The organism is Haloarcula sp. HT12 (genome assembly GCF_055271655.1).
In genome coordinates, this window is sequence record NZ_JBUXKW010000001.1 from 569,370 (window position 1) to 593,513 (window position 24,144).

The 24,144-nt window shown below is 65.5% G+C and carries 15 protein-coding genes; 6 read left to right on the forward strand and 9 right to left on the reverse strand.

What is annotated here, in order from left to right; all coding sequences use genetic code 11:
- Nucleotides 1-2 precede the first annotated feature (2 nt).
- Nucleotides 3-2,519 (forward strand): efflux RND transporter permease subunit, encoded by a 2,517-nt coding sequence (locus ACY9XZ_RS03030; RefSeq protein WP_463455597.1) that lies wholly within the window; start codon nt 3-5, stop codon nt 2,517-2,519.
- A gap of 97 nt (nt 2,520-2,616) precedes the next feature.
- The gene (locus ACY9XZ_RS03035) at nt 2,617-4,026 is read left to right on the forward strand and encodes a dihydrolipoyl dehydrogenase family protein (RefSeq protein ID WP_463455598.1); all 1,410 of its coding nucleotides are present in this window, start codon (nt 2,617-2,619) and stop codon (nt 4,024-4,026) included.
- Here ACY9XZ_RS03035 and ACY9XZ_RS03040 read toward each other — a convergent pair.
- The 3 genes from ACY9XZ_RS03040 to ACY9XZ_RS03050 all read right to left on the reverse strand — a co-directional run bounded on the left by ACY9XZ_RS03040 (nt 4,014) and on the right by ACY9XZ_RS03050 (nt 7,869).
- Complete coding sequence (locus ACY9XZ_RS03040) at nt 4,014-5,933, reverse strand: PAS domain-containing sensor histidine kinase (RefSeq protein ID WP_463455599.1); 1,920 nt, start codon at nt 5,931-5,933, stop codon at nt 4,014-4,016. The two genes, ACY9XZ_RS03035 and ACY9XZ_RS03040, sit on opposite strands and share 13 nt — an antisense overlap.
- An 87-nt stretch (nt 5,934-6,020) precedes the next feature.
- Nucleotides 6,021-6,749 (reverse strand): 5-formyltetrahydrofolate cyclo-ligase, encoded by a 729-nt coding sequence (locus ACY9XZ_RS03045; RefSeq protein WP_463455600.1) that lies wholly within the window; start codon nt 6,747-6,749, stop codon nt 6,021-6,023.
- A gap of 4 nt (nt 6,750-6,753) precedes the next feature.
- Entirely contained in the window at nt 6,754-7,869 is a 1,116-nt protein-coding gene (locus ACY9XZ_RS03050; RefSeq protein WP_463455601.1) for a PGF-CTERM-anchored ABC transporter substrate-binding protein, read from the reverse strand.
- Nucleotides 7,870-7,927: 58 nt separating this feature from the next.
- Between ACY9XZ_RS03050 and btuC the strand changes: the two genes are divergently transcribed.
- The 3 genes from btuC to ACY9XZ_RS03065 are packed head-to-tail and all read left to right on the forward strand — an operon-like array spanning nt 7,928 to nt 12,749.
- Nucleotides 7,928-8,998: a vitamin B12 ABC transporter permease BtuC gene (btuC, locus tag ACY9XZ_RS03055; protein WP_463455602.1), complete on the forward strand. Its 1,071-nt coding sequence runs from the start codon at nt 7,928-7,930 to the stop codon at nt 8,996-8,998.
- Nucleotides 8,999-9,054: 56 nt separating this feature from the next.
- Complete coding sequence (locus ACY9XZ_RS03060; RefSeq protein ID WP_463455984.1) at nt 9,055-10,269, forward strand: ATP-binding cassette domain-containing protein; 1,215 nt, start codon at nt 9,055-9,057, stop codon at nt 10,267-10,269.
- Nucleotides 10,270-10,325: 56 nt separating this feature from the next.
- The gene (locus ACY9XZ_RS03065; protein ID WP_463455603.1) at nt 10,326-12,749 is read left to right on the forward strand and encodes a DEAD/DEAH box helicase; all 2,424 of its coding nucleotides are present in this window, start codon (nt 10,326-10,328) and stop codon (nt 12,747-12,749) included.
- A gap of 15 nt (nt 12,750-12,764) precedes the next feature.
- Here the strand turns inward: ACY9XZ_RS03065 and ACY9XZ_RS03070 are convergent, their stop codons facing one another.
- The 3 genes from ACY9XZ_RS03070 to ACY9XZ_RS03080 form a co-directional block, all read right to left on the reverse strand.
- Nucleotides 12,765-13,865, reverse strand: a complete 1,101-nt coding sequence (locus ACY9XZ_RS03070) for an AI-2E family transporter (RefSeq protein ID WP_463455604.1) — start codon at nt 13,863-13,865, stop codon at nt 12,765-12,767.
- Nucleotides 13,866-13,953: 88 nt separating this feature from the next.
- A complete protein-coding gene (locus ACY9XZ_RS03075) occupies nt 13,954-14,829 on the reverse strand; it encodes a mechanosensitive ion channel family protein (protein WP_463455605.1) in 876 nt (291 codons plus the stop codon).
- Between the two features lie 249 nt (nt 14,830-15,078).
- Complete coding sequence (locus tag ACY9XZ_RS03080) at nt 15,079-15,492, reverse strand: Lrp/AsnC family transcriptional regulator (RefSeq protein WP_463455606.1); 414 nt, start codon at nt 15,490-15,492, stop codon at nt 15,079-15,081.
- 102 nt (nt 15,493-15,594) lie between these two features.
- On the opposite strand from ACY9XZ_RS03080, the gene carA reads away from it, so the two are divergent.
- A complete protein-coding gene (gene carA, locus ACY9XZ_RS03085) occupies nt 15,595-16,641 on the forward strand; it encodes a glutamine-hydrolyzing carbamoyl-phosphate synthase small subunit (protein ID WP_463455607.1) in 1,047 nt (348 codons plus the stop codon).
- Between the two features lie 248 nt (nt 16,642-16,889).
- Here the strand turns inward: carA and ACY9XZ_RS03090 are convergent, their stop codons facing one another.
- The 3 genes from ACY9XZ_RS03090 to carB all read right to left on the reverse strand — a co-directional run bounded on the left by ACY9XZ_RS03090 (nt 16,890) and on the right by carB (nt 24,116).
- Nucleotides 16,890-17,516, reverse strand: a complete 627-nt coding sequence (locus ACY9XZ_RS03090) for a hypothetical protein (protein ID WP_463455608.1) — start codon at nt 17,514-17,516, stop codon at nt 16,890-16,892.
- A gap of 220 nt (nt 17,517-17,736) precedes the next feature.
- Nucleotides 17,737-20,757: a PAS domain S-box protein gene (locus ACY9XZ_RS03095; protein WP_463455609.1), complete on the reverse strand. Its 3,021-nt coding sequence runs from the start codon at nt 20,755-20,757 to the stop codon at nt 17,737-17,739.
- Between the two features lie 107 nt (nt 20,758-20,864).
- The gene (gene carB, locus ACY9XZ_RS03100; RefSeq protein WP_463455610.1) at nt 20,865-24,116 is read right to left on the reverse strand and encodes a carbamoyl-phosphate synthase large subunit; all 3,252 of its coding nucleotides are present in this window, start codon (nt 24,114-24,116) and stop codon (nt 20,865-20,867) included.
- Between the last annotated feature and the right edge of the window lie 28 nt (nt 24,117-24,144).

Below are 24,144 nucleotides of genomic sequence, written 5' to 3' on the forward strand. Positions count from 1 at the left end.
GCATGGACTACCAGCGCTACATCGACTGGGCGGACGACCGCATCGTCCACGATTCACGGAAGGTGATTCTCGTCTTCCTCGTCGTGACGGTGGTCTTCAGCGCCGGCCTCGGAGGCGTCTCGACCAACTCCGGGACGTCGCAGTTTACCACCGGGCTGCCGGCCGAGGAGGCGCTACAGGAGGTCAACGACAAGTTCTCACCGACCTTCTCCCCGGATACCGGGAGCACACAGCTCATCCAGCAGGAGAACAACGTGCTCTCGAAGCCGGCGCTGTTGCGGATGCTCAGGTCACAGCATCGGTTAGAACAGCACGGACAGCTCCGTGTCACGTCGACGTCAAGCGCCGCCAGCATCGTCGCCCAGCAGCTAGATCCGGATGCGACGACGACCGAACAGGAGATCTACGCTGTCGAAGCTGCGACGCCGGGTGAGATCGATGCCGCCGTCGGGCGCGCAGCCGAACAGAACCCCCGGTTCGAATCGCTACTGAGCAAGGACTTCAACCGCAAAGCCGCCTCGGCGTCGGCGACCATCGGCGTCGTCACACACGAGGTCCCGGCCGGAATCTCCTCCGGGTCGGGCCAGGGCGGTTCGAGTCCACTGACGAGCATCCAGAAGCAGGCTGGGTTCACTGTCGCCAGCGCTGACCACGGTGGCATTACCCTGTTCGGCAGCGGGATCGTCGCCGACGAGTTCTCGAACGTCGTCGGCGACTCGCTCATCCTGACCGTCCCCGCAGCAGTGCTGTTCATCCTGTTCTTCCTGACGATTGCCTACCGCGACCTCGCGGACATGGCGCTCGGTCTGCTCGCGCTGTTTATGGCCGTCGTCTGGACGTTCGGCTTCATGGGGCTTGCCGGCATCCCCTTCTCGCAGATGCTCATCGCCGTGCCGCCGCTGTTGTTGGCGGTCGGTATCGACTTCGGTATTCACGCCGTCAACCGGTATCGCGAGGAGCGCGAGACCGGGGCGTCGATACAGGACTCGATGCGAATCACGACCGACCAGCTGCTTGTCGCCTTCTTCATCGTTACCGGGACGACAGTCATCGGGTTCGCCGCGAACCTCACCAGCGCACTGCCGCCGATTCAGGACTTCGGCTACGTCGCCTCCGTCGGCATCACCTTCACGTTCCTCATCTTCGGGGTGTTCCTGCCCGCCGCGAAGGTGGAACTGGATCGGCTCCGACAGCGCTACCCCATCCCGACGTTCAGCGAGACGCCGCTGGGTGCGGAGGACTCCGCACTGGGTGACGTGCTGCGCGGCGGCGTCGTCATCGCGAACCGCGCCCCGATCATCTTCCTCGTGATCGTCCTCGTGTCCACGGTCGGGGCCAGCTACTACGCCACCGGCGTCTCGACGTCGTTCAGCCAGGAGGACTTCCTGCCGCCCGAGGAGAACCCGGACTTCGTCGAGGCCCTGCCGGAACCGTTCGCCCCGAGCGAGTACACCGTAACGGAGGTGACGAACTTCCTCGATGAGCGGTTCGACACGACCCAGTCCAGTCAGGCCACGGTGTACGTAGAGGGGCCGATGCGGAACGACGCGGCGCTCGAACAGATGTATCGCGCCGGCGACGACCCGCCGGAGTCGTTCGTCCGGCAGAACGGGCGCGCCGATTCGACGTCTATCGTGACGGTCATCCAGGACCGAGCAGAGGAAGACCCCGAGTTCCGCCGAATGGTCGAGCGCAACGACCGGAACGATAACGGCGTCCCGGACGACAATCTCGAAGAGATATACGAGTATCTGCTCGACTCGCCGGCCCGCAGCACGGCGCTGCAGTACATCACCGAGGACTACCGGAGCGCGCGCGTCGTCTACACAGTCGAATCGGACGCCACCGACTCGGAGGTGACCGAAGACACGCGAAACGTTGCCGAGGACTTCCGGTATGAGGCGACAGCAACCGGTTCAGTCGTCGTGTTCCAGGCCGTCTCGGACCTCATTCTGGAATCCGCGATCCAGTCCCTGGCGATTGCGCTCGCCGGCGCGTCGGTGTTTCTCATCCTCATCTACAACATGCTGGAGGGGCGGCCGTCGCTCGGCCTCGTGAACATCGTCCCCGTCGTCGTCACGGTGGCGTGGCTCGGCGGGACGATGCGGCTGCTCAGCATCCCGTTCAACGCGCTCACGGCGACGATGCTGGCGATCACTATCGGGCTGGGGGTCGACTACTCGGTCCACGTCACCCACCGGTTCGCCGACGAGTTCGACGAGAACGACCTCGGAACGGCGCTGGACCGGACCGTTCGGGGGACCGGCGGCGCGCTGTTCGGGAGTATGCTCACCACGACCTTCGGAATCGGCGTGCTCGGGCTGGCTGTGTTCCCCGCGATCGGCCAGTTCGGCATCCTGACCGCGTTGTCAATCGCATACGCCTTCCTCGCGTCGCTCCTGGTGATCCCCTCCGCGCTCGTCGTCTGGGACCGAGTGTTCAACGCCGACTGGTCGGTTCGCGGCGTGCTCGGGTTCGGGCGGTCGCGTCGACCCGCGCCCGTCGACGGCGACGACTGAGCCAGCAGGCCGGTGGTACGGACCACCCCACGCCGGTCGTGTCCGGGCGAAACACGCCACTGAAGGCTTTATTTGATGGGGTCGCCCTAGCAGTGGTATGACTCACGTCGTTATCATCGGCGCATACGGGAGTGCCGGGGCCGCAGTCGCCGGCGAACTCGTGGACGAAGCGGATATCGAGCTCACGCTCATCGACAACGGCGAGCCCGGCGGCGGCCTCTGTATCCTGCGGGGCTGTATGCCGTCGAAGGAGGTCCTCTCCGCGGGAGCCCACCGGTTCCAGGCGCGCCACGACGAGCGCCTCGTCGGCGACGTGCCCGAGGTCGATCTGGAAGCCGTCGTCGAACGCAAGGACGACCACGTGCTGGGCTGGGCCGGTCACCGACGGGACTCCATCCACGAGATGGCCGAGCGCGAAGACGTGACGTTCATCCACGACAGGGCGACGTTCGTCGACGAGCACACGGTCCGGGCCGGCGGCGAGGAGCACGAGGCCGACTACGTCGTCGTCGCGACCGGCTCCAGCGTGAACGTCCCGAACACGCCCGGCATCGACGAGGTCGACTTCATGACCAGCGACCAGGTGCTCGACGCCACAGAGTTCCCCGACTCCGGCATCGTGATGGGCTTCGGGTATATCGGGATGGAGATGGTGCCGTACCTCGCCGAAGCCGGCGGGATGGAGCTCACGGTAATAGAGCACGACGACCGGCCGATCGACGAGGGCGACCCGGAGTTCGGCGACGCGGCGCTCGACATCTACGAGGACAACTGGGACGTGACCATCCCGACGAACTGCCACGAGAAGGAACTAGAGACGACGGCGGACGGCGGCGTCCGCCTCACCGTCGAGTACGACGACGGGGGCGAGGAGACGTTCGAGGCCGATCAGCTGTTCCTCTTCACCGGCCGTCGACCCACTATCGAGGGGCTGGGGCTTGAGAACACGCCCGTCTCGGTCGGGGTCGACTGGGTGAAAGACACGATGCAGACCCGCGACGCCGACCACATCTACGCCGTCGGCGACGTCAACGGCAAGGAGCCGATCCTCCACGTCGCCAAGGAGCAGGGCTTCACCGCGGCCGAGAACATCCTCCGGCAGGAGGCCGGGGGGACGCCCCAGGAGTACCGGAACGTCCACCACCACGTCATCTTCTCCGGACTCGGCGTCTACCCGTTCGCCCGCGTCGGCCACAACGAGGAGACGGCGAAAGCGGCCGGTTACGACGTCGTCACCGCGACGCGACAGGCCAGCGACGACGGCGTGTTCAAATCGAAGGACGTGCCCGAGGGACTGGCGAAGCTCGTCGTCGACGCCGACGACGGGACGGTACTGGGCTGGCAGGGGATGCACTACCACGCCGACAGTTTCGCCAAGACGTTCCAGATTATCGTCGAACTCGGACTCGACGTGCGTGACCTCCCGGACCGGGCCTACCACCCGACGCTCCCGGAGAACGTCGACGGGCTCATCCGGGACTGCGTCGACCAGCTTCACTCGACCTGAATGCCGGTCACGTCGAAGCGCGCCCCGCCGTCTTCGCTTTCTGCGACGGTGATCCGACCGCCGTGGACCTCGACGATTTCGGAGACGATGGCCAGCCCGAACCCGGTCCCGTCGTCGCTCGTGGTGTAGCCGCGTTCGAACACCTCGTCGCGTTGGTCTTCGGGAATCCCCGGGCCGTCGTCCGCGACGTAGAACCCCCGCCCGCCCGAGAGCGTCCCGACGCGAACGGTCACGTGGTCGTCGCTGTGCTCCACAGCGTTGCGAAAGAGGTTCTCGAAGAGCTGCTGGAGCCGCGTCTGGTCGCCCGTGATTCGTGCGTCCGTGTCGATCCGTTCGAGCGTCGCGTTCGAACTCTCGACGGTGTCCCAGGCGGCCGTAATGATATCGTCTAGCGACGTTTCGGTCGCGTCGATGACCTTGTGGCCGCCGCGGGCGAGCGCGAGCACGTCGTCGATGAGTTCGTCCATCCGTTCGAGCGACCGCCGGAGCGCCTCGACGTGCTCCGGGTCCCCGTCGTACGCCTCGTCGACGAGCGTGAGCCGGCCGAACGCGACGTTGAGCGGGTTCCGGAGGTCGTGGCTGACGACGCTGGCGAACTCCTCCAGGCGGTTTCGCTCGCGGGTGAGTTCCTGCTCGCGGCGTTCGCGCTCCTGTTCGTAGCTGACCCAGTTCCCCATCAACTCGACGAGCGTGACTTCCCACTCGGAAAAGGAATCGCGGGGCTTCTTGCCGTAGAAGCAGAACGTGCCGTACACCGAGCCGTCGACAACAACGGGCGTTCCGAGGTAACAGGAGACGCCCATCTCCGCGTAGCCCGCTCTGTCGGTCAGTTCTGGCCGGTCTTCGACGATATCAGCGAGCACCAGCGTCTTCTCCTCGACGACGGCCCGCTCGCAGTTCGTCGCGTCCAGCGGGACCGCATCGCCCGCCTCGGTGGCCCCCGTCCGGTCGCGCACGATTTCGAAGACGTACATGTCGCCATCGATACGTGAGAGGGCGGCCGTTTCGGTCCCGAGGACGTTCTGCCCAATTTCGAGCAGGCGCTCGACCTTCTCCTCGAAATCAAGGTCTTTGCGGGAGATGACCCGGTAGATCTCTCGGAGCGTCCGCTCTCTGCCCCTGATCTCTTCCTCGTGCTTTTGCCGCTCAGTAATGTCACGGAAGTACACCGAAATCCCGGTTGGCGACGGGTAGACGGACACCTCGAACCACGTCTGTAGCGGTTCGAAGTACGCCTCGAACGAGGTTGGCTCCTGCTGTGTCATCGCCTGCCGGTACTGTTTGCTGAACTCCGTGCTATCCAGGGATGGGGCCGCCTCCCAGATGTTGCGCCCCAGCAGGTCCGCGGTGCTAACTTCCGTCCCCATCACACGGCCGATGACGCGCCGGCCGCGCTCGTTGACGTACGTGAACTCCCAGTTCTCGTCTACCGCGAAGAACGCGTCGGTCATCCGGTCGAGGATGTCTGCTTCCTCCTGGTAGCGGGCAACGGCAGAGGTGATCCGCTGTCGGAGCAGTGCCGTCTGCTCCGAAAGCGGCGTTTTCGTCACGTAGTCCGTGACGCCGGCGGAGATAGCGTTACTGGCCACGCTCTCGTCGCCGTCGTCAGTGAAGAGCAGAAACGGGAGGTCAAAGGACTGTTCCCGGACGGCCCGTAACAGTTCGATTCCGTCTCGGTCCGGCAGTTGGTACTCGCTGACGACGCAGTCGTACGACGCGTCTTCGAGGGTTTTGAGCGCGTCATCCGCCGACTCACACACCGTCACGGTGAATTTGCCTGCGCTACCGCTCAGCGTCTCCTTGACCGCCGTGATATCGTCACATTCCGAGTCGACGTAGAGGACGCGTAGCCGCCCGGCAGTTTCATCGACCCCGTGACGGTCCGACGTGGCCACGGGCGTATCCATATGCGTTCCAAGGCGTGTGGGGCTAAAGTTGTACCGCCGGTAAGCTTCCATTACCAGGGCTCTAACCCAGCTATAGCGGCTGCAATCTCAGTCGGGCCGGCGGGTCGAAAGGACAGGTATCTCGTCGATGCGGTCCGTCGAAAGCGCGTCCCAATCGACGCCCGCTGGTGTCGTGTGCGTGGTCTCCGTCTCGACAGTTCGCTCCGGCGTCACGACCCAGTCCATCGGCACGTCGTGGTCGTCGACGGGCACAGTGGCGTCGACGACGCCCTCTGGACCGCCGACGATCTGGAGTTCGTGGACTGTCGTCACGACTGGCGTCGTCTCGTCGACCAGCTCCAGTTCACGGAGGACGGCGTATTCGAGGTCGCTGTACCCCTCGCCCTTTCCGATTCGCGCGCCGTCCTCGGTGACCGCGACCGAACCCGACACCACGAGGTCGACGCTTCCGACCGCCTCGGGACCGACCTGTCGCGCGTGGTCGGCGACGTTCGAAACCGCCGGTGCCGCCTCGATATCGTCGAGTTCGTCGGGGTCGAGTTCGTAGAAACAGCGCTCGTCCCGGAGCCGTGGCACGGCCATGTACACCGTCTTGCCGGCCCGCAGCGCCGCCCGTCGCACCGGGAGCTGTGGCGAGTCCGGGTTCGCCTTCACCGTCTCAGCGGCGTCCCAGACCGCCGTCTGGGTCAGGCGCTGTGCGGCCTCGCTTGCGCCCTCGAAGTTGGGAATCCGGTCGTGGGGCGGGAACGGGAACCGGGCGATACCGCGCTCTTCCAGCGCGTCCCAGACCGTTTCACGGATAGTCTGCTTGTCCATGACGCTACGGCCTCCGATGGCGGAACTGCTGTGTGCAGACCAGCGCCAGCAGTGCGACAAGCGCCGCGACAGCCGTGAATCCGGGACCGCTTGCGTCGGTCGTGGTCCGTTCCTGCGTCGCCATCGTCTCCGTGCCTGTCGACGGCTCGGTCTGGGTCGTCGCTGTCTCGGATGGCGTCACTGTCACAGCCGACCGGGGAACGTAGCTGTCGGCGTCGTAGCGGTCCGGGTAGAGCTGTGCGGTGGCGTTGTGTGCGAACGAGACCACGCTCCGCGGGGCGGGCTGATTGATATTCCGCACCTGTACGGCGACCGTCGAATTGGTCTCGCCCGCGGTCGTGCTGGCGTAGGGCTCGGTCTCCGCGATGGTCGCCGTGTTCTCGGTGACAAAGAGCACGTCCGGGTCGAACTGGAGGATGACTTCGTCGCTGAGCTGTGGGTACTGGGTGTGGTTGCGGGCCGCGACGTTCTCCGCGCCCGCGAGTTCGATGAGCGACGTGACGAAGGTGTTGCCCGCCGCCACGTACCCCCCGCCCAGCGGGTACAGTGCCGTCGGGCGGTCCTCGTCGTCCGCCTTGACCTGTCGAACAGCGTCGACGTTCGCGTCCATCCAGGCGTTGGCGTCGGCTGCGCCCCCGCAGTTGCCGGTCAGACGACCGATAGTCGCCGTCTTTGCTCGAATATCTTCGATAGTTGTCGCAGCGGGGAGGTGATACACCGTGAGCGCGGCCTGCCGGAGGGGGGCCACGTCACCGGCGCTGGCGTTCGGCGCGAGCACCAGGTCCGGGTTCGTGCCGACGACACGCTCGACGTTGACGCCGAAGCTCGCCGAGACGTTCGTCCGGCTCTCAGCGCCGTCTAGGTAGCTTGCATACTGGGTGAGTCCGATCACCTGGGAGCGCCCACCGATTTCCCACATCGTCTGTGCGGCCGAGGGGTTAGTCGTCGTCACCCGCTCCGGACGCTCCTCGATAGTGACCTCGGTCCCGGTCGCGTCGGTCATCGTCACCGGAAACGAGCAGTCGTCGGCCTGCGTGGCGGCTGTCGCTGTGGCCGGAGCGACACCCGCGAGCGAGGCGACAAGCAAGACAAAGACACACGCGAGAGAACGTCGTCGCATGCCCTAGGCGGGTGCCAGGAGCAATAAATACTTATCTACTGCAACTGGGCTTTCATACATGCGTTTCGCGGGTCGGACCGTCGGGTGGTCGGCGGGGCTCGTCGCCGTCCTCTGTGCCGTGGTGACGACGAGCGCCGGTATCGGCCCGGTGTGGATTCCGCCCGGAGTCGTCGGGAAAGTACTGCTCAACGCCGTCGTCGTCCCGACGGGCATCTCGGTCTCCGGCCCTGCCGTCGACGTGACCACGGCCCGCGTGTTTTCCTACGCCGTAAGCGACCTCCAGACACAGATCGTGATGCAGGTCCGGCTCCCCCGGATACTGCTCGGCGCGGTCGTCGGTTTCTCGCTGGCCGCTGCAGGGACGATCATGCAGGGAATCTTCCGGAACCCGATGGCCGACCCCTCTATCATCGGCGTCTCCTCCGGGGCGGCGGTCGGCGCGGTCGGCTTCATCGTCGCGCCGGTCGTGATCCCGTTCGGACTCGGCCTCCGCGGCGCGGCCTTCGTGGGTGCGCTGATCGCCGCCTTCGGCGTCTACCTCATCGCGACGCGGAACGGCCGCACGCCGGTCGCGACGCTGTTGCTGGCCGGGGTGGCGATACAGACGTTTCTGGGCGCAGTCGTCTCCTTCCTGTTGCTCCACAGCGGCGAGAGCATCCGCCGGGCGCTGTACTGGCTGATGGGGCATCTCAAGGGGGCCTCGTGGCCCGAGGTGACAACGAGCGTCGTGCTCGTCGCCGTCCCGTTCGTCGTGTTGCTCGCGTACGCACGCGATCTGAACGTCATGCTGCTGGGCGAGGAAGACGCCCAGAGCCTCGGCATCGAGGTCGAACGGACCAAGCGGGTCCTGCTCGCACTGTCGGCTGTCATCACAGCGGCGGGCGTCGCCGTGGCCGGCATCGTCGGCTTCGTCGGCCTCATCGTCCCCCACGTGATGCGGTTGCTCGTCGGGCCGGACCACCGGATACTGCTCCCGACGGCGGCCCTCGCCGGGGCATCGTTCCTCGTCGCGACGGACACACTGGCACGCTCTGGCAGCGCCGAGGTGCCGGTCGGCATCGTCACGGCCGTCCTCGGCGCGCCCTTTTTCCTGTACTTGCTCCGGAAGCGGGAGGTGCACGAGCTGTGAACGATCCCACCGCCGACGCTGACTGGACAGACGCCGAGCAGAACCGCTCGGAGCCGATGCTCGACGTGTCCGACCTCGCGGTGTCCTTCGGCGACCAGTTGGTCGTCTCGGGGGTCGATTTCAGCGTCGACCGGGGGTCGCTCGTCGGCCTCGTCGGCCCCAACGGCGCGGGCAAGACGACCGTCCTGCGGGCGCTGAAGGGGACGCTCGATCCGGACACCGGAACGGTCCGCGTTGACGGCGATCCAATCCAGAACAGGTCCGCGAAGGCGGTGAGTCGCCTCGTAGCGAGCACGCCACAGGGAACCGCGCTGTCGTTCGATTTCAGCGTCAGGCAGACCGTCGAGATGGGGCGGACACCCCACCTCGGCCGGTTCGACCGGATGGACGAGGCCGACCGGCGCGCCGTCGAGCGGGCGATGGAGCGCGCGAGCGTCACCGGGTTCGCCGACCGGCCGTTCACTTCGCTCTCGGGCGGCGAGCGCCAGCGCGTCCTGCTGGCCCGGGCGCTCGCACAGGAAACGCCGGTCCTTCTGCTCGATGAACCGACGGCGAGCCTCGACATCAACCACGCCGTCCGGACGCTGGAACTGGTCCGAGCGCTCGTCGACGACGGGAAGACGGCCGTCGCCGCGATTCACGACCTCAACCTGGCCGCCCGGTACTGCGACGAACTGGTGTTGCTCGCCGGCGGCGGGGTCCGCGCCGCGGGCCCTCCGGACGACGTGCTCACGAGCGACACGCTCCGTGACGCTTTCGACGCGGAGACGCTGGTGACGACCCAGCCCGGCACCGACGCGCCGCTCGTGACGCCGCTGGCCGAGCGGGAGTCGGTCGCCCGTCGCGTCCACGTCGTCGGGACCGGCACGCCGGCGGCCGCCGCCGTCTCGAAACTCGTCGGAGCCGGCTGTCGGGTCAGTATCGGCGTCGTCCCCACCGGCGACACAGCCGCTGAGCGGGCCGCAGACCTCGACTGTGAGGCGGTCACGGTCCCGGCCTTCGCCGGCATCGACGATGCGGCCCGCGAGCGTGCCGTCGACCTCGCCGCTGCCGCCGATGCTGTCGTGCTAGCGGGCGAAACGGGTGACGGCAACAGTGCCGTTGTTGAGGCGGGCGATGCCTGCCTCGCCGTCGAAACAGATGAGAGCGCCCCCACGAGCAACGGTCACGACGCCGTGTCACTGACTGCGCTCCCGGCAGCGGTCGCCTCCCTGCCGCCCGCGACGGAGCGCGACGCGACACCGCCACTCAATCAGTCGACCACTGACTGAGTCCACCGCCGACTGAGAACAGCAACACCGATACTTTTCGCTCCCGTACCTCGCCTGTGGACGACACGATCGCGTGGCTCCGGGACCGGCCGTACTACGAGGGACAGATCGTCGACCAGCGGACGGTCCCCGGTCGGGACGCGCGGACTGCGGACTGCGAGGTTGCGGACCGGCTCAGCGGCGTCCTCGAAGACCGGGGCATCACGGACCTCTACGCCCATCAGGTGGACGCTATCGAGGCGGTCCGCGAAGGCCAAAACGTCGTCCTCGCAACGGAGACGGCAAGCGGCAAGAGCCTCGCCTACACCGTGCCGGCCTTCGAGCGGGCGCTGGACCGCCGGGCGACGACGCTGTACGTCGCACCCCAGGTCGCACTCATCAACGACCAGACGGAAACCCTGTCGGACCTGGTACAGGGACTCGGCTTCGCCTCCGGCGTCTCCGTCGCCCAGTACACCGGCCGGCAGTCCAAATCCGAGAAGGAGACCATCCGGGAGCGCCAGCCCACCGTGTTGCTGACGACGCCGGACATGCTCCACTACGGCATTCTGCCCCACGCCCACCGGCTGTGGGACTGGTTTTTCCAACGGCTCGAAACCGTCGTCATCGACGAGATCCACGGCTACCGCGGCGTGTTCGGCAGCCACGTCTCGCTGGTGATGCGCCGCCTCCAGCGGGTCGCCGAACGGTTCGACGCCGGAGGGGGAGACGCGGGGGACGACAGCGGTACCGCGGGTGGCCCGGAGTGGATCTGTTGCTCGGCGACCATCGGCAATCCAATCGAGCACGCGGCGGCCGTCACCGGCCAGCCCGAGCCGTCGTTCGCGCTGGTCGACGAGGACGCAAGCGCCAGCGGGCCGCGCCACTGGCTGCTGTGGAACCCGCCGGAGTACGAGGGCGACGGCTGGGGGAGCGGCCGCCGGAAGTCCAATCACGTCGAGACGAAACAGCTGTTCGTCGACCTCGTCGAGCGTGGCCTCCAGACGGTCGTCTTCGCCGGGTCACGCCAGACGGCCGAACGCTACGCCAGCGACAGCGCAGACGAACTCCGGAGCCGCGGCGAACACGCCCTCGCCGACAGCGTCGGCGCGTACCAGGCCGCGCTGACCGACGACTGCCGGCGCGAACTGGAGCAAGGGCTTCAGTCAGGGGACCTGCGCGGCGTCTGGTCGACCAGCGCGCTCGAACTGGGCGTCGACGTTGGCGGTCTCGACGCTGTGTTGCTGGACGGCTACCCCGGCACGCGGATGCGGGCCTTCCAGCAGGCCGGGCGTGCCGGCCGCGGCACTGATCCCGCGCTGGTCGCGCTGGTCGGCGGCGAGGACCAGCTCGACCAGTACGTCCTGCGCAACCCCGACGCGCTGTTCGAGACAGGGGCCGAGCAGGCCGTGACGAATCCCGAAAACGAGCAGTTGCTCCCGGACCACGTCCACGCGGCCGCCTGCGAGAACTGGCTCTCGCCCGAGGACGACCGCCACTTCGGCGAGACGTTCCCCAACGTGGTCGCGGACCTCGAATCGGCCGGAAAGCTCGACCGTCGCCAGACCGACCAAGGGATGCGCTGGCTGGGCAACGGCAGCCCGCACCACGAGATGAACCTGCGGACCGTCGACGACGGCGAGGTGAAACTCGTGGCCAACGGCGACGTGATAGCGACACTCTCCGTGGAAGACGCGCTACGCGATGCCCACCCCGGCGCGATTTACCACCATCAGGGCCGGCGCTACGAGGTGACCAACCTCGACCTGGACACGGGCGTCGCACAGCTCGACCGCACGTGGGCCGACTACTTCACCCGCGTCCTGCACGACAAGACCATCACCGTCGAGGCGGACCTGGCGGAGCGGCGACTGCCGACTCGCAAGGACGTGCCGGTCCGCTTCGCCTCGGTGACGATGCGCAAACAGATCACCGGCTACGAGCGCCGTGACGGTTCCTCCGGCGAGGTGCTCGGTCAGCGCTCGCTCGACTTGCCCGAGACGACGCTGGAGACGAAGGCGCTGTACCACACCGTGCCGTCGGACCTCGAAGGCGAGATACGGCAGGGCGCGTACGGAGCCGGCGGGGGCGAACGTCCCGGACAGCCCGGTGATACGGCAACCGACGGCGGCAGCGACTCCGGCGACTTCCCAGGGGCCATCCACGCCGCCGAGCACGCCATGATATCGATGTTCCCCTTCGAGTACCTCTGTGACCGCGGCGACATCGGCGGGCTGTCGACGCCCCGACACCCACACACCGGCGAGCCCACTATCTTTATTTACGACGGCTACCCCGGCGGTATCGGCCTGACGCGGGCCGGCTACCACGACATCGGACCGCTGATGGACACCACGCTGTCGATGCTTTCCTCGTGTGACTGCGCCGACGGCTGTCCGGCCTGCGTCCAGTCGCCCCACTGCGGAAACGCCAACGACCCGCTTGACAAACACGGCGCGATACACCTGCTTGACGGGCTGACGGACGACGCAGTGCAGTGAGAACGCGCCCTACGGCTACTGGAAGTCGTTGAGGCGCATCTGGTCCGGCGACAGGCCGTCCGGTTCACTGGCACCGAGCAGCCGCGGCAGCGCCGTGTTGGCGAAGGTCAGTCCGATGACGAGCAGTATCGGCGCGAAAAACAGGCCATAAAAGCCCAGCACGACGGGGCCGAGCGTGTACGCGAGCATCAAGAGCCCGACGTGGGTGTTCTCGCCGCTGAGCAGCGGCCGGAGCAGCAGATCGGGTATCGTATCGACGACGACCACCGCGACGAGGAGGAACCCGAACACGTACACGAGCAGCGAGGACTGGCCATCAAGCACCACCGGGAGTGCGGTGATACCGGTCAGCGGGAGGTAGATTATCTTCATCCCGACGACGGGAATCAAGCTCGCGATACCGGTCAGCGCGCCGGCGAGCGTCGGATACGGGACCTCGACGGCCGCCGGTGCCACGGCGTTGTAGCCGGTGAACGCGGCAATGGCGATGAGCGAGATCGCCAACACGTTCAGGAGATTACCGAACAACACCGCCTCCAGTTCCTCGTCGACGGCTTCGAGGTACTCGCGGATGATGGCCCCGTCGTCGAACCGGAGCAGCCACTCGCGGATGCGCCGCCCGTCTACCAGGAGGTAGTACGTGACGATGGTCGTGATGAACAGATTGAGAGCGAACTGAGAGACGACCGAGGTAAGTACCATGGCGTTCTCGCTGAGGAAATCGACGAAGGGTGAGAGTTGCCCCGACTGGTAGGCGCTGTACAGTCCCTCGGCGGTGAGGTCCGGCACCGACTCCGCGCCGTCCAGCCAACTGACGTGCGCCGCGGCGGCGTCGACGAGTGCGTACTGGGTGACGAACTGCCGGGCTTCGACGATGATGAGGACGGTCGCATAGCTGACGAGCAACAGGAGGGGGATCGCCAGCGAAGCCATGACGACGACCGCTCGCACCCGCGCCGGAAGCCGGAGCCTGCGTAACGAACTGTAGTACCGGCGCGTCGAATAATAGAGGAACACGGAGACCGTCAACGCCGCGATGAACTGATACGCGAGCACGCCGACCACCACCGCGACAGCGCAACCGAAGAGGGCAACGACGAAGCGCTTCTCGTCCATATACGTACCATTTTGGGGGCAGATATAAACGTAGGGGCGCTGCGGATCTCGCAAGCGACACGGGGCCGGACACTGGACAGACCGGTGGCTACTCTGTTCGCTCGTCTGCCGGCGCAACGCCATCGTAGACGCCGATATCACCCGAAAGTGCGTGCTGGGTCGTGTCGCTGAGGTCGATGCCCTCGTCGCGACAGGCTTCGTGGACTCGCTGAACGAACGCGGACCGAACGACTGCCATCCGGTTGCGTCGGGCGTTGGGAATCCAGACCCGGCCCGTCAGGACGACAGACGTCGACGAGAGGTCGCTGACTCTGGCGGTCGGTTCCGGTTTATCGAGGATATGGTCGAGGTCACGGGCGGCGTTCTCGATGATGGCCTGCACCGTCTCAACATCCTCATCGTAGTCGACACCGAACTGGTAGGAGATCCCGATGGGACCGGTCGACGTCTGGTTCGTCACCGCGCTCGTCGCCAGCGCCGTGTTCGGGACGATGATCCGCTCGTTGTCCGGCGTCCGAATCCGCGTCACCCGCAGGTCGATATCGACCACCGTGCCCTGCATCCCGTCCCAGGAAATGGTGTCGCCGACGTTCAGGTCCGGGTCCGTCACGATGAACGCGCCCGCGACGAAGTTCCCGAGCACGTCCTGTGCCGCCAGCCCCACTGCGAGTGTGATACCCGCCGCCAGTAGGGTCGAGCCCGCGAGTGCGCCCCGGAAGCCCGCGACGCTGGCCCCGATGAGTACTGCGAGGATGAACGATAGCAAATTGACGGTGCTGGTCAGCGCGCTGGCGACCGTTTTGTCGGTCGCCGTCCGTGACAGCGCCCACCGGGCCGTCGGCACAGCGATCAGCCGGCCGAGAACGTAGAGCAGCGCCGCGACGGCGAGGAACTGCGCCCCGTCCGTGGCGAGTTGTCCGTACGTCGAGACGATGTCGATGTCCAGGCCGGGCGAGAACTGCATACCGTCTCTCGTAGCCCGATAGATATGAAATCAGGGTGTCACGTCCGGGCTGGTGGAGACCGCGGCTCCGGCTCCCGTTCGCGTCTCGCGGTTCTCACTCGCTTCGAACCACGCTACTGAACGCGACTTTGGGACTCGCTGTTTGAGGACGCTTCGCACCCTCGCTGCTCACCCGGCGCGCTCGTTTCATATCGACCTCACTCGGCGAATGCCGATTCATCGAGTTGGCGCGCGCGGCTCCGCCACGCGTTACCCAACTCGTTCGTTCAGAATTAGCCTCGTTTTCGTCCCGACGACCTCCTCCAGCTCACGCGCCTGCGTGATGAGGCCGTTGACCGCGTCGGTGTCGGCGGCGTCGACGACGACGACGATGTCCTCCTCGCCGGAGACCTGCCAGACGAAATCGACTTCCTGCCACTCGGCGATGCGGTCCGACACCTCGGCCGTATCGACGTTTACGTCGACGCTGACCTCGATCATCGCTTTCACGTTACCGGTCCGCGTCGCGACGGTGAAACGTTCGATAACGCCGTCGTCGACCAGTCGTTCGACGCGGTTTCGCACGGTCCCTTCCGACGTTCCGACTCGGTCTGCGATCTCCGTATACGGGGTCCGAGCGTCCCGGCGGAGTATCGAAAGTATCTCTCTGTCGAGGTCGTCCATCGAGATGTGACAGTATCACCGGTCGTGACTTGAGGATTACGAAATTCGAAACTCGTCTTCGAAAGCAACCCTTATGGCCGACTATAGTATACGCATCTCGTAATGGCTGATGCATACGTGGCCCTGGAGGGTGACCGCGTCATCGAAGCGCGCGCCCGCGCTCCCGGAACCGCCCGCGGCGAACTGGTATTTACAACAGCGTACACCGGCTACGAGGAGAGTCTCACCGACCCGTCCTACGAGGAGCAGGTCCTGACGTTCTCCTACCCGCTCATCGGGAACTACGGCGTCCGAGAGGAACGCTTCGAGTCCGACCGCGTCCACCCGCGCGCGGCAGTGGCCCGCGAGATGACTGACGACGTGGCTGAGTGGCTCGAATCCGAGGGCGTCCCCGCGGTCGACCACCTCGACACGCGCGACATCGTCACCGAAATCCGCGACGAGGGCGCGATGAAATGCGGGATCGCCGCCGGCCCGGACGTGACCGAGCAGGACGCGCTCGATGAACTCCACGAGTGCAAGCACATGTCCGACCACACGGATATCGGCGCACAGGTCTCCGTCGACGACGTGGAGGTCCACAACGAGGACGGCGACGGCGCGACGGTCGCGCTGGTCGACTGCGGCGCGAAAGGCTCTATCGTCGAGTCGCTGGTCGAACGCGACGCCGTCGTCCACGTGTTACCATACGACGCCAGCGAGGACGACGTAGCGGCTGTCGATCCGGACCTGCTGTTCATCTCCAACGGCCCCGGCGACCCCGAGAACTTCGAGCAGGCCGGCGAACTCGTCGAGACCTACGTCGGCGACGTGCCGCTCGCGGGCATCTGTCTCGGCCAGCAGGTCGTCGCCAACGCGCTGGGCGGCGAGACCGAGAAGATGGAGTTCGGCCACCGCGGCGTCAATCAACCCGTGCGCGACCTCCGTTCGAACCAGGTCGTGATGACGACCCAGAACCACGGCTACACCGTCGCCGACCCCGGCGACAAACTCGACGTGACCCAGATCAACGTCAACGATGATACGCCGGAAGGCCTGGAAAACGACGATTTGAACATCATCACGCGACAGTACCACCCCGAGGCCAACCCCGGCCCGCACGATTCGCTCGGCTTCTTCGATGATGTGTTAGGGATGGCGGGGGAGTAGGGAGAGCCCGAGCGAAGCGAGGGGTCTCCGAACATCCGAACGGCGACGCAGGAGCCGTGAGGAGTAGCGAGGGGCGCGCGAAGCGCGGCCCTCGGAATTGCGAGCGGGGAACAACGTGACCCGCGAGCAGTAGGAAGGGCGCGACCGCAGGGAGCGGCCCTTGGCTGATGCGAGCGGGGAGGGACGACCCGTGAGCGATAGCACAGTTCTCGCTCGCGTTGCTCGCTCCGAACCGCGACCCGTGAGACTCAGTCGCTGTCGTCGTCAATGGGCTGCCCGCGGTAGTACGTCGTCTGGTCGCTGGTTTCGGTTTCGTCCGTGGTGTCCGGGGGCGTGACGGGGCGGCCGCGGTACATGACCCGGTTGGCAGTGTCGTCGCCGTCGATGGCGTCCGGACTGTCCTGCTGATGGTTCTCGATGAACTCGGCGGCCGCGTTGAGGGTTGCTTTGTCGGTCTTGCGATGGACCCAGCAGTGGTACATCTTCCGTGGGGTCCGGAGCGCAAGACGGTGCACGCGGAACCCGGTCTTGATAGTAACGGCAGCAACCGATTCGTGTGGAATCTCGATGACCTCGTCGTCCTCGTCTTTCCCAATGAGACAGAGGGTCCGTCGGCCAGTGACCAGAATGACTGTCCGTCGGTCCCCGACCGGTGAGTCGGTCTTGCGTTTCGTCCCGCGCCCGATGCCGCGTTTCCCGTTCGTCAGGAGATACGCCGGGGCTTCAGCACCGTCGAGGTACGTCAGCGGTGGGTTGTTCAGCGGTGGTGACTCGGAGAAGCGGCTCTTGTATCCAGCGAGGACTCCCGCCGTTACCGAGTCATCGGGGGCCATCTCAGCGACTGTCTCTGCCCGCTTGGTGACGTCCTCTATCATCGGGTCCCCGGGGCGGCGACAGCGGTTGCAACGCGATCCATACCGCTAGTGTCACAGCCCCGAAAATGAGTGTTACGAACGTGCCATTATTGACCCAGAACAGGACATGTAGTCGTAGATAGCTTACCAACCGCTATCTATGGCCACTATATCGACTCAGCAGTTATGAAGTGTAATACTTGGTCTGGACACAGAGGAAGACCGTTACCGCATAGACGCTCTATGACTGCTGTCTGACGCCCGTGAACTCGAACCGGGCCCCGCCGGCGTCGCTCTCAGTCAGGGACACCGACCAGTCGTGTGCCGCCGCGATCTCCTTGACGATCGCGAGGCCGAACCCAGTTCCATCGTCAGAGGATGTGTAGCCGCTTTCAAACACGGCCTCGCGTTTCTCCGCCGGGATGCCGCCGCCGTCGTCGGCGACGTAAAATCCCGAATCGCCGAGGTCACCGATTTCGACGGTGACGGCCGGGCCGCCGTGTGTCACGGCGTTGTTGATGAGGTTCTCGAGGAGTTGGCGAACACGGCTCTCATCGGCATGGATCGTGCTTTCGGCAGTAACTTCGAGGGTCGCGTCGTCAGTCTCGACGGCCTGCCAGCAGGACCGTGCAGTCGATTCGAGATCGAGCGGCTCCGTCTCCGACACTGTATCTCCCTCGCGGGCGAGGGTCAGCAGGTCCTCGATGAGCTCCTTCATGCGGTCGATTGCACGGTAGCAGCGGTCGAACTGCTCGTCGTCGCCAGTGTCTCTGGCAAGGGTGAGTGACCCTTCGAGGACGCCGAGGGGATTCCGCAGGTCGTGGCTGACGATGCTCGCGAACTCTTCGAGTCGGTCGTTCTGCCGTTCCAGTTCCTCGCGGTACTCGATTCGGTCGGAGATGTCCCGCGAGATGGCGACAAGCCGAGTTATTTTCCCGTCGGCGAAAATCGGCGTTATCTGGGTCTCCCAGACGCCGGAGGGATGGATGTCACGCTCTTCGAACGTGACGGTGCCACCGGCGGTGAGACACTGCCGGTAGCGGTCGGCGATTCGACTCCCGATGTCCTGGCCGGCAGCCTCGGTCGGGGTCTGACCGGCCAGTGACTCGGTGGCGAGTCCGGTCTGCCGTTCGTATGCCTCGTTCGTCCGGACGTATCGAAACGTCGGCTCGTCCGACGGGTCCGCAACCTCGACGAGCGAAATGGCGTCGTTCGTGTTCTCGAACACCGCCTCGTACTCGTCGGTGAGTCGATCCAACTCCCGCTCCCGACGTTTCTGTTCGGTGATGTCGGTCGCAACGACACAGATGGCGTACGGCTCGCCGTTTTCGTCGAGGATCGGCGTCTTCCGTGTCAGGTGTGTCCGCTCCGTCCCGTCGACGGGTATCACTTCCTCGACTTCGACCGTTTCTTTCCGTTCGAGGGCCCGCTGATCGTCGTCGTGAGTCCCCTCCGCGATGTGGTCCGGGAGGAGGTCATAATCCGTGAGCCCTTCGACAGGATCGTCCGCGTCGAGCCCGAACATGTCGCGGGCCGCGCTGTTGACGAAGAGAAACCGGCTGTCGGTGTCCTTCATCAGGATGTACGTCGGCGCCGTGTCGAGAATGGCCTGGAGCTTCCGGCTCGTGTCTTCGAGTTCCCGCTTTCGCTCCTTGTGGTCGGTCACGTCCTGATGGATCCCCACCGCACGGACCGGGTCGCCGTGCTCGTCGCGTTCGAACACCTTGCCGATGTCGCGGATCCATCGGTAGTCGCCGGTGGCCGTTTTGAGCCGGTGGTCGCATTCGTAGATCTCCGTCTCGCCGTCGAGGTGGGCGTTCAGCGCCTCGTAGGTTCGCTCGCGGTCCTCCGGGTGAATCAGTTCGTCCCAGGTGTCTACCGACGGATCCAGGTCATCGAGCGAATAGCCGAGCATCTCGGCCCAGCGCTCGTCGAAGGTGACCTCGTCCGTCTGGACGTTCCAGTCCCAGACGCCGAGTTCGGCCCCCTCGAGCGCGAGTTCGTGGCGCTCCGTGAGCGTTCTGAGCTCCCGCTGCCGGTCGAGTCTGGAGAGGGCCTCCTCGGTGTTGGCAGCGAGAGTTCGCAGCAGCGAGACCGACGCGTCCTCGAACGCGGCGGCATCAGTCGATGCGGCGATCAGCACGCCGTGGTCGCCAAGCGGTAGCAGGATCTCGCTGCTGATGTCGGTGTCAGGGTTGTAGCGGTCAGGGTGCGTGGACACATCGTCGAGGACACGCTGTTCACCGGAGTCGAACACCTCCCAGACGAGGCTGCCGCCCTCGCCAAACGTCGGCTGGCCGTCGATAACAGCCTGTGCCTGGTCGGTCACTGCGGCCGGTCTGAGACGGTCTGCCGACCCATCGGCGAGGAAGACAGCGCTGAGTGGGAGCCCGAGCAGATCACGCGCGGTTTCGACGACCAGTTCGGCGACTGCCTCGCGTGATTCGGCGTGCATCAGTTCCCGGGTCGTGTCGTGCAGCGCCTCGATACGCTGCTGTCGTTGCCGGCGCGCCGTTATCTCCTGAAACTGCGAGAATATCGCGACTGTCTCTCCGTCTTCACGGATAATGCGGTTGTGCCACTCACAGACGATCTGTTCGCCGTCGCCGGACTCGATATCGAGCACCGTGTTGTAGCCACCGCTGGCGTCCTGCAGGGCCGCGATGGTCTCCTCGACCGCATCCAGCGCCGAGTCCGGGACGAGCGTCTCGAACCTCTTCCCGACGAGAGCCGCTTCCGACCGTCGCAGAACCTCCTCAGCTTTCTCGTTGATCTGGACGATTTCGAAGTGTTCGTTCCACTCAATGACGCCCAGCGGTGACTTATCGATAAACAGCGAGAGTCGCTCCCGACTCGCTTCGAGGGCCCGCTGTGACCGGTACTGTTCGACCGCGTTTGTGATGCGATTGGCCAGAATCGTGTACTGGTCAGTGCCGTGTTGCTTCTGGAGATAGTCAGTGACGCCGGCCGAAATCGCCTCGCTGGCCACTTCCTCGGAGCCTTTGCCGGTAAAGAGGATGAACGGGAGGTCGTCGTCGGCGGCCCGGACGGACTCCAGAAACTCGATGCCGTCTCGCCCGGGCATATCGAAATCAGAGACAACGCAGTCGATTGGCTCCTCGCTGAGCCGGCTAAGTCCCTCGTTTGCCGATGTCGCCGAAACCACGTCGAAGCGGTCGTCGATGTGGTTGAGAAAGTCCGCCGTCACCGCCGCGAACTCGGGATCGTCCTCAACGTGCAGAACGCGTACGGCATCGGCCATGACTCATGTGTGAGCGTGTCCGAAGAATAAGTATTCCTGCCGACCTGTTCGAGTGACAGGAAGTCACACCGCTACGGATGGCCGACTGGACCGCTGAGAGGGCCGCGTTACTCAGCGCCCCACTCGCGCTGGGTCTTGGGCCGTTCGTCGATGGCCTGGACGGCGAGTGGCTGGTCGGCGGAGTTGATCGCTTCCAGCGCCGCTTCGGCGCTCTCGTGGGTCGAGAAGTACGTCACGGTCTCCTCGACGCAGGCTTCCAGTACGTCGCGGTCGCGGGAGAGGACGAGGTCGACCTCGCCGCTCTGGATGGCATCGATGATGGCGTCGGTGTCCTCGTAGTCGTCGAAGTCCCGCACGTCGAAATGCTCCTCGAACCCGAGGATCGGCAGATCGACGATGGCTGTCCCTTCGAGGGGAATCGGCTTGCCGACGGCCATCTGGGCCTTCTGGTAGGCCTTCCCGAAGGAGCCGGCGGTCCCCATGACCTCGCCGGTGGATTTCATCTCCGGGCCGAGGCGCGGGTCCGACCCCGGCAGGCGGTCGAAGGGCAGCACGACCTCCTTGACCGAGACCTGCTCGGGAATCTGCTCCTGGACGTCGAGTTCGGCCAGCGTCGCGCCGGACATCACCTTGGCGGCGATTTTGGCGATTGGGACGCCAGCCGTCTTGGAGATGAACGGCACAGTGCGCGAGGAGCGCGGGTTCGCTTCGAGAACGAACACTTCGCCGTCACGCACCGCGAGCTGGACGTTCAGCAGGCCGACCGTATTGAGCGCGTCGGCGATGTCCTCGACGACTTCACGGATGCGCGGCATCACGTCCTTGATCTCCTGGGACCGGGGCGGAATCATACAGGCGGAGTCGCCCGAGTGGATGCCCGCCGTCTCGACGTGTTCCATCACGCCACCGATGAGGACGTCGTCCTCGTCGGCCACGGCGTCGACGTCCAGTTCGACGGCGTCGGCGAGGAACTCGTCGACGAGAATCGGCTTGTCCGGGCTCACGCGGACGGCTTCCTCGATATACGTTTCGAGGTCCTCGTCGTTGTACACCACGTCCATCGCGCGGCCGCCGAGCACGTAGCTCGGGCGCACGAGGACCGGGTAGCCGATGTCGTGGGCCAGGTCCAAGGCCTCCTCCTTGGAGGTCGCGGAGCCGCCTTCGGCCTGTGAGATGCCCAGGTCGTCCATCAGTTTGTTGAAGCGGTCGCGGTCCTCGGCGAGGTCCATCGCGTCGACGGACGTACCCATGATCTCACAGTCGAGGTCGCGGCGCTGCAGTTCCTGTTCGAGCGGGTGGCCGATGTCGACGGAGGTCTGGCCGCCGAACTGGACCATCACGCCGTCGGCGTCGGTTGCCTCGATCACGTCGGCGACCTCCTCGGCGGTGACCGGTTCGAAGAACAGCCCGTCGGAGGTGTCGTAGTCGGTCGACACGGTCTCGGGGTTGTTGTTGACGACGTGGGCGTCGATACCCAGGTCCTCCAGCGCGCGGACCGCGTGGACCGAGCAGTAGTCGAACTCCACGCCCTGCCCGATGCGGATGGGGCCGCCACCGACGACCACGACGCTCTCCAGATCGGGGTCGATCTGGAGTTCGTTGCGGTCGATGCCCGACACCGGGTCCCGCGTCGAGTAGTAGTACGGCGTCGTCGCCTCGAACTCGCCGGCACAGGTGTCGACCAGTTTGAAGTCGCGGTCGGTCGTGTCCGTCTCGACGGTGTCTACCGTGACACCGGAACCGTCGGTCGCCGCTTCGACTTCCGGCTCGTCGCCGCCGTCGTCGTCGAGGTCCGCCGGGAGCCAGGAGACGTGCGTGTCGTTGAACTCGCCGCCGGCCAGCGCGGTGATCTCCTGATCGGTGAAGCCGGCCTGCGCGGCGGTCTCGTAGTCGCCGTTGCGGGCGGCCTCGGCCGCTTCGGCGACCTGCTTGAACCGCTCGACGTACCACTCCTTGATGTCGGTGATGTCGACGACTTCCTCGACGGTGTAGCCGCGGCAGAACGCCTCGAACATCGCGTACGGGCGGTCCGGCGTCGGCTTTTCGAGGTACTCCGTTTCGAGTTCCGCGTCGTCGATCTCGTTGAAATCGGCGGCCGGGTTGTACTCCGAGGAGCGAAGCGCCTTCAGCAGACTCTCGGGGAAGGTCCGGCCGATAGACATCGCCTCGCCGGTGGATTTCATCGCCGTCGAGAGCTCGAACTCGGTGTCGCGGAACTTGTCGATGGGCCAGCGCGGGACCTTCGTCACGACGTAGTCGATGGCCGGTTCGAAGGCAGCGGTCGTCTCGCCGGTAATTTCGTTGTCGATCTCGTGGAGACGCTTGCCGAGCGCGACCTTCGCGGTGACGCGGGCAATCGGATAGCCGGTCGCCTTCGAGGCCAGCGCAGAGGAACGGGAGACGCGTGGATTGACCTCGACCACGCGGTACTCGCCCCCGGGCGTACCGTCGTCGCGCCAGGCGTGCTGGATGTTACAGCCGCCCTCGATGCCGAGTTCGCGGATGACCTTCAGCGCGGAGTCGCGCATCTCCTGGTGGCCCTCGTCGGGGATGACCTGCGAGGGCGTGACGACAGTCGACTCCCCGGTGTGGATACCCATCGGATCGATGTTCTCCATATTGCAGATGATGATACAGGAGTCGTCGGCGTCGCGCATCACCTCGTATTCGAGTTCGACCCAGCCCTCGATGGACTCGGTGATGAGCACCTCGTTGTTACGCGAGAGGCGCAGGCCCTTGCGGACGCGTTCGATGAGTTCGTCCATCTCGTCGACGACGCCGGAGCCGGAGCCGCCCAGCGTGTACGTCGTGCGTGCGATGACGGGGAGCCCGCCGACCTCGTCGACGGCCGCCTCGACGCGGTCCACGAGCGATTCCTCGTCGAGATCAGTGACCGACTCGCCCTCGTCGAGGGTGATGGTCGTCGAGCGCGCCACCGGCTCGCCGATTTCCTCCATCCGCTGTTTGAACAGGTCGCGGTCCTCCGTCGCGTAGATGGTATCTAATGGCGTCCCCATCACGTCCACGTCGTACTCGTCGAGGATGCCCTCCTCAGCGAGTTCGGCCGTGACGTTGAGGCCGGTCTGGCCGCCCAGTCCGGCGATGACGCCGTCGGGGTTCTCCTTCCGGATGATCTCAGAGATAGCTTCGGTGTTGATGGGTTCGAGGTACACCTTGTCGGCCATCTCCGGGTCGGTCATAATCGTCGCCGGGTTCGAGTTCACGAGCACGACGCGGGCACCCTCTTCCTGGAGGGCGCGACACGCCTGTGCGCCGGAGTAATCGAACTCGGCCGCCTGTCCAATCTTGATCGGGCCGCTCCCGATGAGCAGGATCGTACGGTCCTCGTCCGCTGTCATTGTACGAGCGGAGTCTACACATCGTAAT

Coding starts and splice junctions, on each gene's coding strand:
- ACY9XZ_RS03030 (WP_463455597.1), top strand. CDS start 3: ATGGACTACCAGCGCTACATCGACTGGGCGGACGACCGCATCGTCCAC.
- ACY9XZ_RS03035 (WP_463455598.1), top strand. CDS start 2,617: ATGACTCACGTCGTTATCATCGGCGCATACGGGAGTGCCGGGGCCGCA.
- ACY9XZ_RS03040 (WP_463455599.1), bottom strand. CDS start 5,933: ATGGATACGCCCGTGGCCACGTCGGACCGTCACGGGGTCGATGAAACT.
- ACY9XZ_RS03045 (WP_463455600.1), bottom strand. CDS start 6,749: ATGGACAAGCAGACTATCCGTGAAACGGTCTGGGACGCGCTGGAAGAG.
- ACY9XZ_RS03050 (WP_463455601.1), bottom strand. CDS start 7,869: ATGCGACGACGTTCTCTCGCGTGTGTCTTTGTCTTGCTTGTCGCCTCG.
- btuC (WP_463455602.1), top strand. CDS start 7,928: ATGCGTTTCGCGGGTCGGACCGTCGGGTGGTCGGCGGGGCTCGTCGCC.
- ACY9XZ_RS03060 (WP_463455984.1), top strand. CDS start 9,055: ATGCTCGACGTGTCCGACCTCGCGGTGTCCTTCGGCGACCAGTTGGTC.
- ACY9XZ_RS03070 (WP_463455604.1), bottom strand. CDS start 13,865: ATGGACGAGAAGCGCTTCGTCGTTGCCCTCTTCGGTTGCGCTGTCGCG.
- ACY9XZ_RS03075 (WP_463455605.1), bottom strand. CDS start 14,829: ATGCAGTTCTCGCCCGGCCTGGACATCGACATCGTCTCGACGTACGGA.
- ACY9XZ_RS03080 (WP_463455606.1), bottom strand. CDS start 15,492: ATGGACGACCTCGACAGAGAGATACTTTCGATACTCCGCCGGGACGCT.
- carA (WP_463455607.1), top strand. CDS start 15,595: ATGGCTGATGCATACGTGGCCCTGGAGGGTGACCGCGTCATCGAAGCG.
- ACY9XZ_RS03090 (WP_463455608.1), bottom strand. CDS start 17,516: ATGATAGAGGACGTCACCAAGCGGGCAGAGACAGTCGCTGAGATGGCC.
- ACY9XZ_RS03095 (WP_463455609.1), bottom strand. CDS start 20,757: ATGGCCGATGCCGTACGCGTTCTGCACGTTGAGGACGATCCCGAGTTC.
- carB (WP_463455610.1), bottom strand. CDS start 24,116: ATGACAGCGGACGAGGACCGTACGATCCTGCTCATCGGGAGCGGCCCG.